Source organism: Rhizobium etli CFN 42, assembly GCF_000092045.1.
GTDB lineage: Bacteria > Pseudomonadota > Alphaproteobacteria > Rhizobiales > Rhizobiaceae > Rhizobium > Rhizobium etli.
Genome location: NC_007765.1, coordinates 374,116 through 391,596, shown reverse-complemented (window position 1 = coordinate 391,596; position 17,481 = coordinate 374,116). Strand labels below are relative to the sequence as shown.

The 17,481-nt window shown below is 61.9% G+C and carries 15 protein-coding genes; 2 read left to right on the top strand and 13 right to left on the bottom strand.

The genetic code is table 11. The annotated features are described in order from the left end of the window. The first annotated feature begins 48 nt into the window (after nucleotides 1-48). Nucleotides 49-1,710: a glycoside hydrolase family protein gene (locus RHE_RS25870; RefSeq protein WP_011428208.1), complete on the top strand. Its 1,662-nt coding sequence runs from the start codon at nucleotides 49-51 to the stop codon at nucleotides 1,708-1,710. Nucleotides 1,711-1,844: 134 nt separating this feature from the next. Here RHE_RS25870 and RHE_RS25865 read toward each other — a convergent pair whose 3' ends face one another. After that, the gene (locus RHE_RS25865) at nucleotides 1,845-2,252 is read right to left on the bottom strand and encodes a carboxymuconolactone decarboxylase family protein (RefSeq protein ID WP_011428207.1); all 408 of its coding nucleotides are present in this window, start codon (nucleotides 2,250-2,252) and stop codon (nucleotides 1,845-1,847) included. 295 nt (nucleotides 2,253-2,547) lie between these two features. On the opposite strand from RHE_RS25865, the gene RHE_RS25860 reads away from it, so the two are divergent. Further along, nucleotides 2,548-3,477: a TauD/TfdA dioxygenase family protein gene (locus RHE_RS25860; RefSeq protein ID WP_011428206.1), complete on the top strand. Its 930-nt coding sequence runs from the start codon at nucleotides 2,548-2,550 to the stop codon at nucleotides 3,475-3,477. Between the two features lie 46 nt (nucleotides 3,478-3,523). Here RHE_RS25860 and aspA read toward each other — a convergent pair whose 3' ends face one another. The 12 genes from aspA to RHE_RS25800 form a co-directional block, all read right to left on the bottom strand. After that, entirely contained in the window at nucleotides 3,524-4,951 is a 1,428-nt protein-coding gene (gene aspA, locus RHE_RS25855) for an aspartate ammonia-lyase (RefSeq protein WP_011428205.1), read from the bottom strand. 92 nt (nucleotides 4,952-5,043) lie between these two features. Continuing rightward, on the bottom strand, nucleotides 5,044-6,147 hold the full coding sequence (locus RHE_RS25850; protein ID WP_011428204.1) for an asparaginase: 1,104 nt from the start codon (nucleotides 6,145-6,147) through the stop codon (nucleotides 5,044-5,046). A gap of 69 nt (nucleotides 6,148-6,216) precedes the next feature. After that, nucleotides 6,217-7,689, bottom strand: coding sequence for an amino acid permease (locus RHE_RS25845; RefSeq protein WP_011428203.1), 1,473 nt, complete (start codon nucleotides 7,687-7,689; stop codon nucleotides 6,217-6,219). Between the two features lie 206 nt (nucleotides 7,690-7,895). Continuing rightward, a complete protein-coding gene (locus RHE_RS25840) occupies nucleotides 7,896-8,603 on the bottom strand; it encodes a FadR/GntR family transcriptional regulator (RefSeq protein ID WP_011428202.1) in 708 nt (235 codons plus the stop codon). A gap of 51 nt (nucleotides 8,604-8,654) precedes the next feature. Next, nucleotides 8,655-9,374, bottom strand: a complete 720-nt coding sequence (locus RHE_RS25835; RefSeq protein WP_042119925.1) for a FadR/GntR family transcriptional regulator — start codon at nucleotides 9,372-9,374, stop codon at nucleotides 8,655-8,657. Between the two features lie 85 nt (nucleotides 9,375-9,459). Then, nucleotides 9,460-10,281 carry a bifunctional allantoicase/(S)-ureidoglycine aminohydrolase gene (locus RHE_RS25830; RefSeq protein ID WP_011428200.1) on the bottom strand — a complete coding sequence of 274 codons (822 nt, stop codon included), beginning with the start codon at nucleotides 10,279-10,281 and terminating at the stop codon, nucleotides 9,460-9,462. 55 nt (nucleotides 10,282-10,336) lie between these two features. Continuing rightward, nucleotides 10,337-12,193, bottom strand: coding sequence for an ABC transporter ATP-binding protein (locus RHE_RS25825; protein ID WP_011428199.1), 1,857 nt, complete (start codon nucleotides 12,191-12,193; stop codon nucleotides 10,337-10,339). Between the two features lie 17 nt (nucleotides 12,194-12,210). Further along, complete coding sequence (locus RHE_RS25820) at nucleotides 12,211-13,407, bottom strand: aminotransferase class V-fold PLP-dependent enzyme (protein WP_011428198.1); 1,197 nt, start codon at nucleotides 13,405-13,407, stop codon at nucleotides 12,211-12,213. Between the two features lie 71 nt (nucleotides 13,408-13,478). Further along, nucleotides 13,479-13,991 (bottom strand): RidA family protein, encoded by a 513-nt coding sequence (locus RHE_RS25815; RefSeq protein ID WP_041679078.1) that lies wholly within the window; start codon nucleotides 13,989-13,991, stop codon nucleotides 13,479-13,481. Nucleotides 13,992-14,044: 53 nt separating this feature from the next. Further along, nucleotides 14,045-14,914: an ABC transporter permease gene (locus tag RHE_RS25810; protein WP_011428196.1), complete on the bottom strand. Its 870-nt coding sequence runs from the start codon at nucleotides 14,912-14,914 to the stop codon at nucleotides 14,045-14,047. Then, nucleotides 14,914-15,855 (bottom strand): ABC transporter permease, encoded by a 942-nt coding sequence (locus tag RHE_RS25805; RefSeq protein WP_011428195.1) that lies wholly within the window; start codon nucleotides 15,853-15,855, stop codon nucleotides 14,914-14,916. Before RHE_RS25805 ends, RHE_RS25810 begins: the two co-directional genes overlap by 1 nt. Nucleotides 15,856-15,934: 79 nt before the next feature. After that, nucleotides 15,935-17,461 (bottom strand): ABC transporter substrate-binding protein, encoded by a 1,527-nt coding sequence (locus RHE_RS25800; protein WP_011428194.1) that lies wholly within the window; start codon nucleotides 17,459-17,461, stop codon nucleotides 15,935-15,937. Between the last annotated feature and the right edge of the window lie 20 nt (nucleotides 17,462-17,481).

Here is a 17,481-nt window from a genome sequence, read left to right as displayed (position 1 = left end):
AACTTGGGCCAGTCTTCGGACCGGCCGTTTCACAGATTGCGTCTCCAAATGGCTAAAGCGACTGTCTCTTTTGCTTCGGGCGAGCGTTTGGAATTCTGGGCAGTCGGCCCTGGGGCGGTCACCATTTCACAACAAGATGAGACCCTCTGGCATGTGCCCGCTTTCGAAGCTCATCCATCATACTATTCCTACCACCACCGCGAGGCCGGCAGCGTCGTCGTTGAATGGGATCGCCCGGAAGCATTCCTTTGGGCTTACTCCTACGATCCGGCAACTGTTGCGGAGGCCGGCATAAAGTTATGGGAATTCAGCACGGATGAAATTCCAATTCGCGCAGGAAAGGAAATTGACACATGGTTGCGAAGCGATTCTCAGCGGCCTCGAATTCATTTTTCTCCTTGTCGCAACTGGATGAACGATCCCGTGGGTCTCTGCAGGATCGGCGATTGCTGGCACCTGTTTTATCAATTCCATCCATGCGGCGGCGACTGGGGGCCAATGCACTGGGGCCATGCTACCAGCCCTGACCTGTTCACCTGGACACACATGCCGGTTTTTCTCCATCCGGAGCAGAACCTCTGGCGTCTCGGTGCAACCGGAGGCGCATTCTCCGGCAATGCATTTCAGGACAGGGATGGCAGCCTGATGTTCTTCTATACGGAACGCCTGCCTGCCTATGACCTTTTCAAAGGCTACCGAGAAATACAGAAGATTGCCCGGCCGGACCGTCGGATGATCAAGGCGGAGAGCATCTCGACCGTGCTCGAGCAGCGCCCCGAAGGCGTTGAGCACGATTTCCGCGATCCAAAGGTGTGGTGGGATGAAGCCTCCTGCGCTTATCGCATGGTGCTCGGCGCTTCTATTCATGGCGACCCGGCAGTCTTGCTTTACGGTTCGGAGGATCTGCTTGAGTGGAAATACCTGGAACCGCTGTACCGTGCACCACCCTTCTTCCGCGAGCAGGGCGCCAGAGCAGTTGAATGCCCCGACTTTTTTCCCCTCGACGGCAAATGGGTGCTGATCATGGGACTTGTCGGACACTGTGACCCTGACAGCGGGCGACACAACCTGCTCTATGGGCTCGTCGGAGATTTCGTCGATGACCGCTTCATTCCGGACTCCGATGCCCTGCAACTCCTCGATTTCGGCAGCGACTTTTATGCGATGCAGAGCTTCGCGACAGGTGGCAGGCAGATTGCCTTTGCGTGGCTCTTCAATTGGGAGTTCCGCAAGCCTGCCGGATCGCCGTATTCCGGCGAGTTGTCCTTACCCCGCCAGCTATCGCTGGATGCGCGCAACAGGATATGTATGAGACCCGCTGACGAAGTGGAGGAGGCCCTCACTCACGCGCCTCTGTCTTCCGCAGAGCCCGGCAGATATGTTCTGGACGAGACATCAATCGATATCCGGCTGAACGGGATGCTCGACGGAACAAGGATCACCGCGACCGAAGCTGGACAAATGTCATTTTCCATCGTGGTGGAAGGTCAAAGTATCTCCGTGCAGCTCCCGCAAGACGACGGATCCATCCGTTACGCCGCGGTGATTGCCGATGCGACGGATCTGAGAATCATCCACGACAAGGGCATTTTAGAGATTTTTGCTGACGGAGGAGCCGTCTGCGGCACGCGACGCAACTATCGCAACGTCAAACCGGACAAGCTTGTTATTCTGTCAAAGGCACATGTGAGCGCTTTCAGCGGGGAGTAATCGCATCATGCTGAAGGCGCTCTAAGAGGTAGCCGCAAAGCTAAACAAAGTTGGAATGCGACACACCCGCATTTGATGATGCGGGCAGATTGCGGACGGGACTGGTTGCATGTGCTTGATCCGAGCGTCGTTTCCTATCGCACCTCGAATTCCGGATCGGGCGGAACCTGCATAGCGAGAGCCAGATGATTTGTCTGCGCAGCAAGGCCGATGATCGTCAGCAGTTCGCCATGCTGGGCATCGGTCATGCCGCGCGCCCGGGCGGCTGCAGTGTGGGATTGAATGCAGTATTGGCAGGCATTGGCCGTCGACACGGCGATGTAGATCATCTCCCGCGTCAACGGATCGATGGCGCCTTCGACCGTCATGACAGATTTGAGCGTCTCCCATACCCGTTTGAGATTTGCGGGATCGTTTGCGAGAGCACGCCAGAAATTGTTGATGAAATCGGTCTTGCGTGTCGCCCTGATATCATCGAACACAGCTTGCACGGCTGGAATGGCCGCAGCCTCTTGATCCGATAGAAGTTTCACAGTTGCCATCGAAAGTTCCTTTCCGGGCGCCGGTCTATGGCCTCATGCATGTTGCGCGGCGATCTCCCGCTACGGCGGAAGATATGTAGAAATGACCGCGACCGCCAGCCTGCCCGCTAGGCCAGAGAATCGAAGCGACTGTTTCACGAACCCGGCCAAAATTAGAAATTATTGTCTACAGATTTTATAGATTATATTGTTCCATGGCCCTGTCGACTTCAGCGTTGAGACTGCGGACGCCCAATGGATGGTCCTTGGGCGCATATGACCTGCCGACTTCTTCACCTATCAACAGGAGATTTCCATGAGCAATCCGGTTCTCGTCAATCAGATCATTCCCGATTCCGATGTCGTCTCCCTGACCGGCCGTGTCGGAGCCGAAATCAAAGGCATCCGTCTTGGCGGAGAGCTTTCGGATGCAACGGTGGCAGCCATCAACCAGCTTCTCCTGAAACACAAGGTCATCTTCTTCCGCGATCAGGGACATCTTGACGATTCCGAACAGGAAGCTTTCGCGCGCCGCCTTGGCGATCTCGTACCGCATCCGACCCAGGGACCGGTCTCCGGCACGGCTTCCATCCTCAATCTCGATTCCAGCCGCGGCGGCGGCCGGGCGGACCAGTGGCACACCGACGTCACGTTCGTCGACGCCTATCCCAAATTCTCCGTGCTTCGCGGCGTCGTCATCCCGGCGGCTGGCGGCGACACGATCTGGTCCAACACCCACGCCGCCTATGAAAGCCTGCCGGCGCCGCTCAAATTGCTGGCGGACAATCTGTGGGCCATTCACAGCAATGCCTATGACTATGCGGCCGTGCGTCCTCGCGCCACAGCCGAAGAGAAGAAGCATTTTGAGGAGGTTTTCACTTCGACCATCTACGAGACCGAGCATCCGGTCGTGCGTGTCCATCCGGAAACCGGCGAAAGATCGCTGCTGCTCGGCAACTTCGTTCAGCGCCTGGTCGGCCTGTCGAAGAGCGATTCCGCGAAACTCTACGAGGTGTTCCAGTCTTACGTCACGGCGCCGGAAAATACCGTGCGCTGGCGCTGGCGGGCCGGGGATGTCGCGATCTGGGACAACCGCGCCACCCAACACTATGCCGTCAACGACTATGGTGACCAGCACCGCGTCGTGCGCCGCGCCACGGTTGACGGCGATATTCCCGTCAGCATCGACGGCCGCCGCAGCGTAACCCATGTCAAGGCTGCCAAGCCGCAAGCGAAAGCGGCGTGATCGCGAACATATGAGTGTCGCCCGAAAGCAAGATGCGCCGGATGCCTTACGAGAAGGACAGCTTCTCGCTCGGCCGGGTCAGCGTTTCCGGGCGCAGCACCGCATCGAGATGCTCCTTCTGCATCAGGCCGCGCTCGAGAAGGATTTCATAGACCCCCCGTCCCGAATGATGCGCTTCCAGCGCAACCTCTGTGGCGTTGCGGTAGCCGATATAGGGGTTGAGCGCTGTTACGATGCCGATCGATTGCTCGACCGTCTGCCGCAGCCGGTCGCGGTTGGCGGTAATCCCTCGAATGCAATTCGCCTCTAGCGTCAGGCAGGCATTGGTCAGGTGGCTGAGACTGCGATAGAGGCTGTAGAAGATCACCGGCTCGAAGGCGTTCAGCTGCAGTTGGCCTGCCTCGGCGGCCATGGTGATCGTCACGTCATTGCCGATCACTTCGAAGGCGACCTGGTTGACGACCTCGGGGATAACAGGGTTTACCTTTCCAGGCATGATTGAGGAGCCGGCCTGGCGCGCCGGCAGATTGATCTCATTCAAGCCGGCGCGCGGGCCGGAGGATAGCAGCCGCAGATCGTTGCAGGTCTTGGAAAGCTTGACCGCCACGCGCTTGAGAACCCCCGAAAGCTGCACGAAGGAGCCGCAATCCTGCGTCGCCTCCACCAGGTCAGGTGACGTCACCAGATCGATGCCAACAATGGCCGAAAGACGCTCGCGCACCAGCGCGGCATAATGAGGATGGGCGGTGATGCCGGTGCCGATCGCGGTCGCGCCGAGATTGATCTCACGGATCAAGGAGACCGCTTCCAAGAGGCGCGCCTCGTCCTCCGCCAGCATCAGCGCGTAGGTTCCGAATTCCTGGCCGAGCGTCATCGGCACGGCATCCTGCAACTGGGTGCGGCCCATCTTCAGCACGTCGGCAAACTCGACCGCCTTGGCCGCGAATGCGCGACGCAGGATCGCCATGGCGTCGACGAGGCGGTGAACGCCGATCCATGCGGCGAGCTTCAGTGCCGTCGGATAGACGTCGTTGGTGGATTGCGAGAGATTGACGTGCTCGTTCGGATGCAGGTGCTGGTACTCGCCGCGGCGGTGCCCCAGTATTTCCAGCGCCCTGTTCGCGATCACCTCATTGGCGTTCATGTTGGTCGAGGTTCCCGCCCCGCCCTGGATCAGATCGACGACGAACTGGTCGTGCAGCGCGCCGTCGCGGATTTCGATGCAAGCCGCGACGATGGCGTCGGCCCGCTGCTGATCCAGAAGGCCGAGGCTAACATTGACCTCGGCCGCCGCCTGCTTGATCGCCGCCAGGGAGGCGATCAGATCCGCCGATTCCTTCAGCGTCTGACCGGTAATTGGAAAATTCTCAACCGCGCGCACCGTATGCACGCCGTAATAGGCCGAGGCCGGCACGTCGCGGTCGCCGATCAGGTCGTGCTCAACGCGAATAGTGGTCATATCGGATGTCGTCATGGCAGTAACTTTCGAGTGGGGCGATGTGGGGTGTATTGCGACGGCAGGCTAAAGAAGAGAATGGCTGGAGACGCGACTCACGTCCGGAGGCGTCATCGGGCAACGGCGGCAAGGCGAGGATCGTCCACGTTCGACTTCGATCCGCGCAGCTTGAACGGAAAAGACACCCCGCCTGTCGTAACACCCATCGTGTTCACGCGCTGGGGATGATGGAACGACGCGAGCTGGCTGCGGACATCCGGCGAACCGATGCCGAGCCGCTCGAGGAGCTCCGTTACGACGGCGTAAAGCATTTCGAGATTGCCGTCTTCGATCTTGACGGAGATGCCGAGCGCACCGTCTGTTCCCAATTGCCTGGTTGCGTCCGAGGCCCGCACGCCGATCGCATAGCTGGCATCGGCCCCGAGCTTGCCGACGAGGGCGCCGTCGAATGCGCGCATCAGCATCGTGCAGTAACGTCCCTCGCCCGCGACCATTTCAGGATGACGCGCCATTGCCCGGAAGATGTGGGCGAGCGCCGCGCAGCGCGTTGACTGCCCCTCACCCGCATCGCTCCCATCTGCTGCCGAAGCAAGCTTGGCATAGATGCGCCCCAGACGATCCAGGGGAAAAGCGGGGGTCGGGAGATTGCATCCGTCGGTTCCCCATTCGACGTCCCCGGCATCCAGATCGCAGAGTTCGGCGACAGTGCGCTTGACCCTCCCCTGCATCGGATGATCCGGCAGGTGGTAGCCATCCGTGCCGGCTCCAATCGCACGGGCGCCGGCAAGCATGCCGACGTGCTTGCCCGAGCAATTGCTGCAAACCGCCGTCGGGATAAAGTCCTGCTTGATCCAGGAGCGGTTCACCATTTCGGACAGGGAAGGATGACCGCCGCAGCGAAGATCAGCCTCCTCGGCCTTGATCTTCGACAGCATGGCGCGCGTGCGCGCGATATGCCGATCTTCGCTGCTGTGGGACGCGCACATCAGTGCAATATCCGCATCATCGAAGCCGTACCCCGCGACACCCTCCGTCTCCAGTATGGCGAGCGCCTGCGCCGGCTTCGCCGCAGACCGGGCGAGCGTCATACGCGTCGGATTTCCCAGCGCGTAGAGCAGCCTGCCCTTCGCATCGACGACAGCCGCGTGGACGCGATGGCTGTTCTCGACGATCCCGCCACGATCGGTGACGACGAAATCCTCACTCGGGGTCATTTCTCTCTCCATTCATGCCGCGCTCCGGCGGCATAAGCCGCCGGAGCAAGCTCGGGTTACCGGGCAGTGTCAGGCCAGATCGAAACCGCCGCGCTCATCGCCCTGTTCGGCGGCTATCATGTGGATGCGCTCACGCATCAGTAGCCAGCCGACCACCAGCGCCGGAATGATCAGCAGCAGGGAGGCGACCGTATAGGTGCCGACCGGATAATCGAGGGCCATCAGGATCACGACGATGGCAAGGAAGCCCAACGTCAGCAGCCCGGTATAAGGCGCGCCGAACATCCGGAATTCAGGCCGCGCCAGCTTGCCCTGCCGCGACAGCTGCCAAAGCTTGAGCTGGCACAGGACGATAACGCCCCATGCCGCGATGATGCCGAGGGCGGCGACATTCAGGCCGATCTCGAAGGCTTCCGCCGGAACGACGGCGTTCAGCACGACGCCGAAGGCGGTCACGACAGCCGTCACCGCAATCCCGCCATAGGGCACGCCCGACCGGTTCATCTTCGCCAGCGCCGCCGGCGCCGAGCCGGAAACGGCCATGGAATGCAGGATGCGGCCCGTCGAATAGAGGCCAGCGTTGAGCGACGAGAGGACGGCGGTCAGCACGACGAGGTTCATGACGACGTCGGCGCCCTGGATGCCGATCTTGCCGAAGAAGGTGACGAACGGGCTCTCGCCGCCCTTATAGGCGGTGTAGGGCAGCAGCAGCGACAGCAGCAGGACCGAGCCAACATAGAAGACGACCAGGCGCAGCACGACAGTGCGGATCGCCCGCGGCATGACTTTGCGGGCGTTTTCGGTTTCCCCGGCGGCGGTGCCGATCAGCTCGATCGAGGCATAGGCGAAAACCACGCCCTGTATCACCACCAGCGCCGGCAGGACGCTGTTCGGGAACATGCCGCCGAAATCGGTGATCGTGTTCAGGCCCGGGACATGGCCGTCGATCGGCGTGCCGGTGACGACGAAGTAGACGCCGACGATCAGGAAGATGAGGAGGGCGAGAACCTTGACGAGGCTGAACCAGAATTCCAGTTCGCCGAAGACCTTCACCGACAAAAGGTTCATCGAGAGGACGAGGACCAACGCCGCGAACGCGAACACCCACTGATCGATCATCGCGATCCACGGGACATAGGCCTTGAAGAAATTCATGTAGAGGGCGACCGCGGTGACGTCGGCGACCGCCGTCATCGCCCAGGTCAGCCAATACATCCAGCCGACTGCGAAGGCGAGCTTTTCGCCGTAAAATTCGCGGGCATAGGATACGAACGAGCCCGAGGTCGGGCGATGGACGATCAGTTCGCCGAGGGCTCTCAGAACGAGGAAGGCGAAAAAGCCGCACAAGGCATAGACCAGCACAAGTGCCGGACCGGCAGCGGCAAGCCGGCCGCCGGCCCCGAGGAACAGCCCCGTGCCGATGGCTCCGCCGATGGCGATCATCTGGATCTGCCGCGGCTTCAGCGCCTTGTGATAACCAAGGTCTTCCTCGGCGAAAACTTGGCCATCGGCCTCGGTTCTGGTGGATTCCATGACTGTCATTTCTCCTCCCTATGGGTTCGGCAACCTCCCGGCCGCCCCTCCGCATAGCTGTCAGCAACATGTTAATCTGCTATGCGGTCTGATAGGTTTGGAATAGATGGAGAGATGCGCATCCGTCAAGAGTGTTTCGTTCGAGGCTGCGTCTATGGGGGAGACAGTCAGTGAAAGGGAAGCGGGAGTAGCGCGAGCAAGGCTTCAGGGAAGCTTTACCGAGGGTCGGCTCCGATGATGCGGCTGACCGCCGCCTCGACCTTCTTGAGATGAAATTCCATCGCCGCCTGGGCCTCGGCCTCCGCCCCTTTGCGGACGGCGTCGACGATCGCGCGATGCTCTTCGTTCGATTCCTCACGCCGTGGCCCAAAGGCAGTCAGCAGGCCGGATTGCTGCGCCATCGCCTCGCGGACATCATCGACGATGTCGCGGAAGACGGCATTCTTCGATGCCTCGGCGATCAGCCCGTGAAAATCCGAATCGAGCCGCACCCAGGCTCCGGTATCTTCTTCCTGCTCCATCCGGTCGCACAGGTGAAGCAGCCGGGACAGCTCATCGTCGGTTCGGCGTAGCGCCGCCCAGCCGGCAGCCGATACCTCGACGAATGCGCGCGCCTCCATCAGATCCCGCGCCGAATAATTGCCGTAACGGATATCTCCGTCACCGGCGGCGGCGAGCACATAGGTTCCGCTCCCGGTCCGCGTCTCCGTCAGCCCCAATATCTGCAGCGAGCGCAGCGCTTCCCGCACGATCGGGCGGCTCACGCCGTATTTTGCCGCGAGCTTCGCTTCCGACGGCAGCTTGGCGCCGGCGGCAAAACGGCCGGAAAGAATGAGATTGCGCAGCTCCTCGAAAACCAGTTCCGAGGCGCTTTTTCGGCTGAGGATCGCGGAATCGGATAGCCAGTATTCTAGATCGTTCATCGGTTTGCATTTGATCGGCAGCGCAGCCGGATCTCCGGGTGCAAATTGAAATCATACCTTCAGCGCAGATCGCTTTTCATCGGCAATCCCGATGATGGACCGTTTTACCTCCAGCAGGTGTTCCGCCATGGCGGCGCGTGCATCCGCCTCGCCGCCTGCGGCGATCGCCTCCAGAATCCGGCGGTGCTCGGCGTTGGAGGCTTTACGCCTTCCGCGAACATGCTCCACCAATTCCGATTGCGTCGAAAGAGCGCCGCGGACATCGGCGACGACTTTCCTGAAGATCGCATTGCCGGAGGCTTCGGCGATCTCTCCATGAAATTCAGCGTCCATCCCCACCCACGCCTGGACATCCTCCTCGTCATCCATCCGATCGCACAAGGATGAGAGCGAAGCCAGCTGCTCGTTCGAGCGCCGCAATGCCGCCCAGCCCGCCGCCGGTATCTCGATGCAGGGGCGCGCCTCCATCAGGTCGCGAGCGGAATAGGCGCCACCAGCGAGCTGCCGCGCCGGGCTTTCCGAAACGACGAAAGTGCCCCGGCCGGTTCTCGTTTGCGTGAACCCCAGCGTCTGCAACGAGCGGAGCGCCTCGCGCACGATCGGCCGGCTGATGCCGTAATGTTCGGCGAGCTGCACCTCCGCGGGAAGACGGGTTCCGAGCGCCAGTTTCCGACTGACAATGGCCGTGCGGATATCTTCGAAGACCGCTTCGGCAGCGTTTCTCCGGCCTATCTCTTTCTTCTCTGACAGCCATGAATCCATATCCTGCATCGAGGGACGATGCGGGCAATCGAGAGAGCTGTCAAGCAACCGGACAGGTGCGCGCAGACGCGCCGGCAGCATGCCGACGCGGGGCCTACCAGAGCTTCATATGGCGGTTGACGTCCTTGTAGAGCAGGTAGCGGAAGCGGCCGGGGCCGCCGGCGTAGCAGGCCTGCGGGCAGAAGGCGCGCAGCCACATGAAGTCGCCGGCTTCGACCTCGACCCAATCCTGGTTCAGGCGGTAGACGGCCTTGCCTTCCAGCACGTAGAGACCATGCTCCATGACATGGGTTTCCATGAAGGGGATCACCGCGCCCGGCTCCAGGGTCACGATGTTGACGTGCATGTCGTAGCGCACGTCTGCCGGATCGATGAAGCGGGTCGTACCCCAGCGTCCGTCGGTGTCGGGCATGGCGCGGATCGGATGGTCGTCCTCATGGCTGACGATCGCCGGCGGCGGCTCCAGCCCCTCGACCTCCTGAAACGCCTTTCGGACCCAGTGGAAGATGGCAGGAGCCGAACCATCATTTGTGAGGCGCCAGGCCGAACCCGCCGGAATGTAAACAAAGGAGCCGGCGCGCAGCGCATGGCTGACGCCTTCGAGCTCGACCGTCATGCCGCCTTCGACGACAAACAGCACCGCTTCGGCCCGCTTGTCGGGTTCCGGCCGATCGCTTCCGCCGCCCGGCTGAACTTCCATGACATATTGCGAGAAGGTCTCGGAGAAGCCCGAAAGCGGCCGGGAGAGAACCCATGCCCGCGTTCCCGTCCAATGCGGAAGGAGGCTCGTGACAATATCGCTCATGACACCGCGGGGGATGACCGCGTAAGCCGTGGTGAAAACGGCCCGGCCCGAAAGCAGCTGGCTCTGCGGCGGCAGACCGCCGAGCGTGGAAAAATACTCTGTCTTGTTCATCGGCGCGGCTTTCCAAGCATTTGTCTCTGCATCTGCTTTATGCGCCGCTGATCCGTTAGGCAACTCCCAGTCCGGAGGAGCGATCGGCCATAACCAGATGGCCCGGCCCGACCTCGCGATAGGAGGCTTTCGGAGGGGCATAGTCGATCGGGCGCATCGGGCTCTTGATCTCGTCGTTCGCCACCATGCGCTTTTCGTGGCGGCGGTCGGGATCGGGCACCGGCACGGCGGCGATGAGTTTCTTCGTATAAGGGTGCTGCGGATTTTCGAAGATGGCGGCGCGCGGGCCGATCTCGACGATCTCGCCGAGATACATCACCGCCACGCGGTGGCTGACACGCTCGACCACCGCCATGTCATGGGAGATGAACAGGAAGGCGAGGTTGAGGCTCTGCTGCAGGTCGAGCATCAGGTTGATGACCTGCGCCTTGATCGAGACGTCGAGCGCCGAAACGCTTTCGTCGGCAACGATGACCTTCGGTTGCAGGGCGAGCGCCCGGGCGATGCAGATGCGCTGGCGCTGGCCGCCGGAAAATTCATGCGGGTAGCGCGCCGCCATATCCGGGGAGAGGCCAACCTTCACCAAGAGATCGGCGACGACCTCCTTTGCCTGTTTCGCATTGCCCATCCTGTGCTCGAGATAGGGTTCGGCGATCGCAGCACCCACCGTCATGCGCGGATTGAGGCTGGCGAAGGGATCCTGGAAAATCATCTGCACGGATTTGCGCATTTCGCGCAGCTCCTTCCTGTCGAGGCCGAGCACCTCCCTGCCCTCGACGAGCACCGAACCGGCCTGCGGCTCGATCAGGCGCATGATCGCCCGCCCTGTCGTCGATTTGCCGCAGCCGGATTCACCGACGAGCGACAACGTCTCGCCGGCATGGAGATCGAAAGAGACGTTTTCGACCGCGTGCACGCGGCTCGTCAGCCGGCCGAACAGGCCGGAGTGGATGTCGAAGCGCTTGGTGAGGTTCTTCACCTCCAGGACGGGCGTCACTGCCACCGTATCGGCTGCCTCGGCGGGGACGTCCGATTCGCCCGTCGCCGTGTTGACCACGGGAAAACGCAGCGGCCTCTGCCGGCCCTGCATCGAGCCGAGCACCGGCACGGCCGACAGCAGCGCCCGTGTGTAGGGATGTCTGCCGCGGTGGAAGATATCGGCGGTGGCGCCGCTTTCGACCTGTTCGCCGCGATACATCACCACCGTCCTGTCGGCGATCTCGGCGACGACGCCCATGTCATGGGTGATGAAAAAAACGGAGGTCCCCTCCTCTTCCTGCAGCATTTTGATGAGATCGAGGATCTGGCCCTGGATCGTCACGTCGAGCGCCGTCGTCGGCTCGTCGGCGATCAGGAGCTTCGGCCGGCTGGCGAGCGCCATGGCGATCATCACCCGCTGGCGCATGCCGCCGGAAAAACGATGCGGATATTCATCGAAACGCGAGGCGGCGGAGGGGATCCGGACCTTTTCCAGGAGCCTGGTCGTCTCAGCCCTGGCCTCGGCCCGGCTCATATCGGAATGGCAGAGCAGCGCTTCGGAAATCTGGTCGCCGATGGTGAAGAGCGGATTGAGCGATGTCATCGGCTCCTGGAAGATCATCGCCACCTCATTGCCGCGCACCTGCCGCATGGCATGTTCCGGCAAGGCCAGGAGATCGCGGCCGCCGAGCATGACGCGGCCCTCGATGCGGCTCACCTCCGCCTGTAGCAGCCGCATGATCGACAGCGACGTGACGCTCTTGCCCGAGCCGGATTCGCCGACGATCGCCACGGTTTCGCCGGGCGCTACGGTGAAGGAGACGTCGCGGACAACGGGCTTCCAGGCGCCATCGACTAGAAAGGACGTCGTCAGCCCCTCGACGGAAAGGACGGGGATGGCGGTCTCGATCGATTGTGCTTGGACGCTGCCCATGCGGCTCCTCCTAAGGATCAATCCGGCCAGCGCAGCAAGCCGTCGAAGCGGTGGCGGCTGCGGTTTTCGATCGGGGTTGCGATGATCTCGTTGGAAGCGCGCGCCTTGTCGAGTTCCTCGGCCAGGCGGTTTGCGACGATGACCTCCTGGCCCGGATGCAGGTTGCACGGGTCGAGATAGAAATAGCGATGTTCGACCTCGTGATCGCGCACGATGATCGGCGGGCTGCCCTTCGCCAGCGCATCGGCGAGATCCCAGGCGGTGATATGGGCCTGCTCGGGATCGACGATCAGGCGCAGCCGGTCGAGCGGATTGTTGGTCGGGTCGGGCTCGATCAATGCGGTGATGCCGGGGCGGCCGTCGAGTGTGCGTTTCCACAGATTGAGGTAGCCGGTCTCGCGTTCGCGGATGCCGGCATGGTCGCGGCGCTCCCAGGCTTCGAGTGCGGCCATGACGCCAAAAATGCTTTCCTTGCCGACCTTCATGCCGCGGCCGATGCCCATATTCTGCAGGAAGGCGTTGCGCACCAGTTCCTTGCGGCCGGCGAGGATGCCCGAGGTCGGGCCGCCGAGGAACTTGTGGCCGGAATAGAGGGCGATATCGGCCTCCTGCTCGAGGAAAATCTTCAGATCGTATTCCGAGGCCGCATCGACGATCACAGGCACGCCCCTCGCATGGGCGATCTCGATGAATTCCTTCAGGTTCAGCAGGCCGTAATCGACGACATGGTGGGAGACGACATAGACGGCGGCGGCAGTCTTCTCGGTGATCGCCTTTTCCATGTGGAAACGATGCGTCGAGGTCGCCTGCCCCACAAGCACCACCTTGCCGCCGGCAAGCCGGATCGCCTGATCGACCGGCGCGCCGTAGCTCACCACATGGCCCATCTGCACCAACACCTCGTTCTTCTCGGGCACGACGTCCGGCAGCTTCTCGATCGCCAGCAGATTGTCGCCGGTGATGGCGCCGGCGACCGCCAGCGAAATGCCGGCTGAGCAGGAGGCGGTGACGAAGCCCGCTTCTCCGCCGGTCAGCCGGGCGATGACGCTGCTGGCCTTGCGCTGCAGGTCGTTGATCTCGACGAAATGCGGCAGGATCGCTGCCATCGCCTCGATCGCCTCCGGCACGACGATCGAGGCGCCGAGGCTGGTCATCGTGCCGGATACGTTGATGACGGGGCGAAGGCCGAGCGAAGGTCTGATATCATTGGGCATGAAGGTCTCCGGAAGTCTGGGGCGAGGAACGGGCCGTGGGATAAACGCTGCTCCAAATATGCAAGCTCTCGTCAGCCATTCAAGGCGACGATGGCCTCGATTTCGACGGTGATGTTGCCCGGCAGCGAACCGAAGCCGACGGCCGAGCGGGCATGTTCGCCGGCCGCGCCGAAGACCGCGATCAGCAGATCCGAGCAGCCGTTGATGACGCTCGGATGATCCTCGAACTCAGGCACGGCATTGACCATGCCGAGCAGCTTGACCACCCGCTTAACGCGGGTGAGATCGCCCAGCGCCTCCTGCATGACGGCGAGCAGGTTGATGCCGGTCAACCGCGCATGTCGATAGGCCTCGTCGACACCGACGCCGGCGCCGACTTTGCCTGCATGCAGGAAGCCGTCTGCCTCGCGCGGGCCTTGGCCGGAGAGATAGAGCATATTACCCTCCACCACATGCGTCACGAAATTGGCGATCGGCGGCGGCGGCGGCGGCAGCTTGATTCCGAGGGCGGCTAACCGTTGGTAAGGCGAATTCTCGACCTTGCCGGCGGCGTTGGGAAATTGATTCACGCAAACTCCTGTCATGCGAATTTGGATTGGCGAATTTGGTTTCGGATTGGCCGATTTAGGTCGGCGGATTAAAGGTCCTTGCGAAGTCTTGGGTCGAGCATGTCTCTCAGGCCGTCGCCGACCATCTGCAGCGACAGCACCGAGAGAATGATCGCCACACCGGGAAACAGCGTCATCCAGTCGGCCTGGCCGATATATTGCCGGCCGGCGGCGATCATCGTTCCCCAGGTCGGGATCTCCGGGCTGACGCCGAGGCCGAGGAAGGAGAGGCCGGCTTCAGCCAGCATGGCGCTGGCGAAGAGGAAGGTGGCCTGCACCAGGATCGGCGACAGCAGATTGCGCAGCACATGCCGGGTCATGATGTGGAAGGTGGAAATGCCGAGCGCCTTGGCCGCCTCAACATAGGGCAATTCGCGAATAACCAGCGTCGACGCGCGGACGATGCGGGCAAGGCGCGGGGAATAGACGATCGACAGCGCGATGATGACAGTGGTCAGCGACGGGCCGAGGGCGGCGACGAGGGCTATCGCCAGCAGAATATCGGGGAACGCCATCATCGCATCGATCAGCCGGGCGGTCGGCGTGTCGAGCTTCTGGAAAAAGCCGGCGAGCAGGCCGAGCGTCACGCCGATCACCGCAGACAGGCTGACGACCGCCGCCCCGACCAGCAGCGACAGGCGGCCGGCAAAGATCGTCCGCGAGAAGACGTCGCGGCCGAACTCGTCGGTGCCGAAGAAGAAGGTGCCACTCGGCGGTTTCAGCCGGTTAACGATCGAAAGCTTGGACGGTGAATAGGGCGCGACGATAGGCGCGAAAACCGCCAGCAGCACGAAGATCGCCAGGATCAGCAGGCCGAAGGCCACCGTCTTGCGCTTCAGCAGGCGGCGGAGGAATTTGCTGCCCTCTCTCTCGGCGGGCTTGATTGCGATATCGGCCATCAGTAGCGCACCCTCGGATCGACCAGCAGATAGAGCATGTCGATCGCAAAATTGATCAGCACGTAGAGGGCGGCGATGACGAGCAGCGCCCCCTGGATGACGGGATAATCGCGGCGCAGCACGGCCGAAACGACGAGATTGCCGACGCCCGGCAGGCCGAAGACGGTCTCGGTGACGACGGCGCCCGAAATCAGCACCGCCGCCGTCAGGCCGAGCACCGTCAGGATCGGGATCAGCGCATTCTTCAGCGCGTGCTTGAGGATGACCTTGCGCTCGACCAGCCCCTTGGCGCGCGCCGTGCGGATATAATCATCGCCTAGCACGTCGAGCATCGAGGCGCGGGTGAAACGCAGGATCAGCGCCGAGGAGACGATGCCGAGCGCAAAGGCCGGCAGCGTCAGATGATACATACGGTCGGCGAAGGTCGAGCCCGGCCCGGCATAGCCCGAGACCGGGAAGAGGTTGAGCCTGACGGCGAAGAACTGCATCAGGATGAGGCCGAGCCAGAAGCTCGGAATGCTGGCGGCAAACATCGCGAGCGTCGTTGCCGCCTGATCGACGAAGGAGCCGCGCCGATAGGCGGCATAGATGCCGATCGGCAGCGCAATGAGGCTGGCGATGGCAAGTGAAAACAGCGTCAGGAAGAAGGTCGGCTCGGCGCGGTCGAGCAGCGCCGAAGTGACCGGCATGTTGAGGAAGATCGACTGGCCGAGATCGCCCTTCAGCAGCTGGCCGATATAATAGAGATATTGCAGGCCGAGCGACTGATCGAGGCCGAGCCTGCTTCTGAGATCGGCAATATCCTGCGGCGTTGCATCCGGCCCGAGCATGACGGCGGCCGGATCGCCCGGCGTCACGCGCACGATGACGAAGACGATCGTGACGACGAGAAACATCACGACGATCATGCCGAACAGGCGCTGGAGGATGTAGCGGATCATCAATGCTGGCCTTCAAGCCCTTGCAAATGCGGCAGAAAAGCGGGCGCCGAACCCGGAGGGCCGGCACCGGCGGCGATGCTTACTTCTTGATCGAAGCGTTCCAGAAATACGGCCACGGGGCCGGATCGACGCCTTCGAGCTTAACCGATTTCGCCGAAACGGCGTTGAAATCACCGATCTTCATGAAGGGCGCATCGGCATAGACAGCCTTCTGGACATCGGCCCAGAGCGCCACCCGCTTCTTCGGATCGACTTCAGAGGTGAAGGCATCGACGGCAGCCTTGCGGGCCGGCGTGTCCCACCAGCCGGGCGAGCTGGTCGAGAGCGAGCCGATCAAGGCCGGCTCCGGCAGGAAGGGGCTGTGGGTGATGTAGATATCCCAGAGCTTCGGATCGGTGCGGCGCTGCGTCAGCGTCGCCCAGTCCACCACCTGCATATCGACGGTGAAGCCGGCAAGCTTCAGATATTCGGCGGCCACCTGCGCCATCTTGTAGTGGAATTCGTACTGGCGGCTGGTCAGGATGCGGATCGGCTCGCCATTATAACCGGCCTTCTTGGCGGCGGCCGCCGCCCCTTCCGGATCGGCGACATTATAGGCGCCTTCGACACCTGCATCGGTCGACCAGGAGAAGCTTTTCGGGTAGATGGCGCCGTCAAGTGCATAGAAATCCTTGCTGCCGAAGGCGGCGGCCAGCATGTCTTCCATGCTGAGCGCCTGGCGGATGGCCTTCCGAACCTCGACATTTCCGGCAACACCTTCCTTCGTGTTGAAGACGAAAACAGGATAGCCGAAGGGCTTCAGCATGACCGGCTGCGAGGCCGTCGAGTCCTTCAGCTTGTCGTAGGATTCGACCGGGATCGAATCGACATAATCATACTGGCCGGAGATAGCGGCCTCGACGCGGGTGTTCGGATCCGGCACCGGCACGAAGCGGATCTCATCGAGATATTGATGGCGGGCGCCGCCATACCCGTTGCTGTCGCCTTCGGGGGACTTGTAGCCGTCGAAGCGGACGAGCTGGATGTATTGGTCGGCCTTGCGCTCCTTCAGCATGTAGGGGCCAGTGCCGATGAACTCCTTCATCGGCTCGTCCTGTTTTTCGGCAGGAATGATGATCGCCGCCGAATTGTTGAAGGCGAGCAGCGAGGTCAGCGGCGCATAGGGCTGCTTCAGCGTGATGGTGACGGTCGCGGGATCGGCAGCCGTGATCTTGTCGATGAAGCCCGCCACCTGCTTGCCGCGCGAGGCGATCTTCATCCAGCGGTTCAGCGAGGCGACGACATCTTCGGACGTCATGTCGCTATTGTCGTGGAACTTGATGCCGGTCCTGAGCTTGATCGTATAGGTTTTGCCGTCGTCGCTGACCTCGGGCAGGCTTTCGGCCAGAAGAGGTGTGACATTCCAGCTCTTGTCGAAGGTGTAGAGCGTTTCGAAAATATGCTGGGTAACGATGCCGACGAGATCGGCCGTTGACGACATCGGATCAAGCGTCGGCGGCTCGCCGATCGTCGCGACATTGATGACGCCGCCCTTTTCCTGGGCAAACAGGGTCGAAGGCAGAGCGACGAGCGCGGTGCCGAGCAGGAATGCGACAAGCGTTTTCATATGAGGGCTCCCGTTAGGTT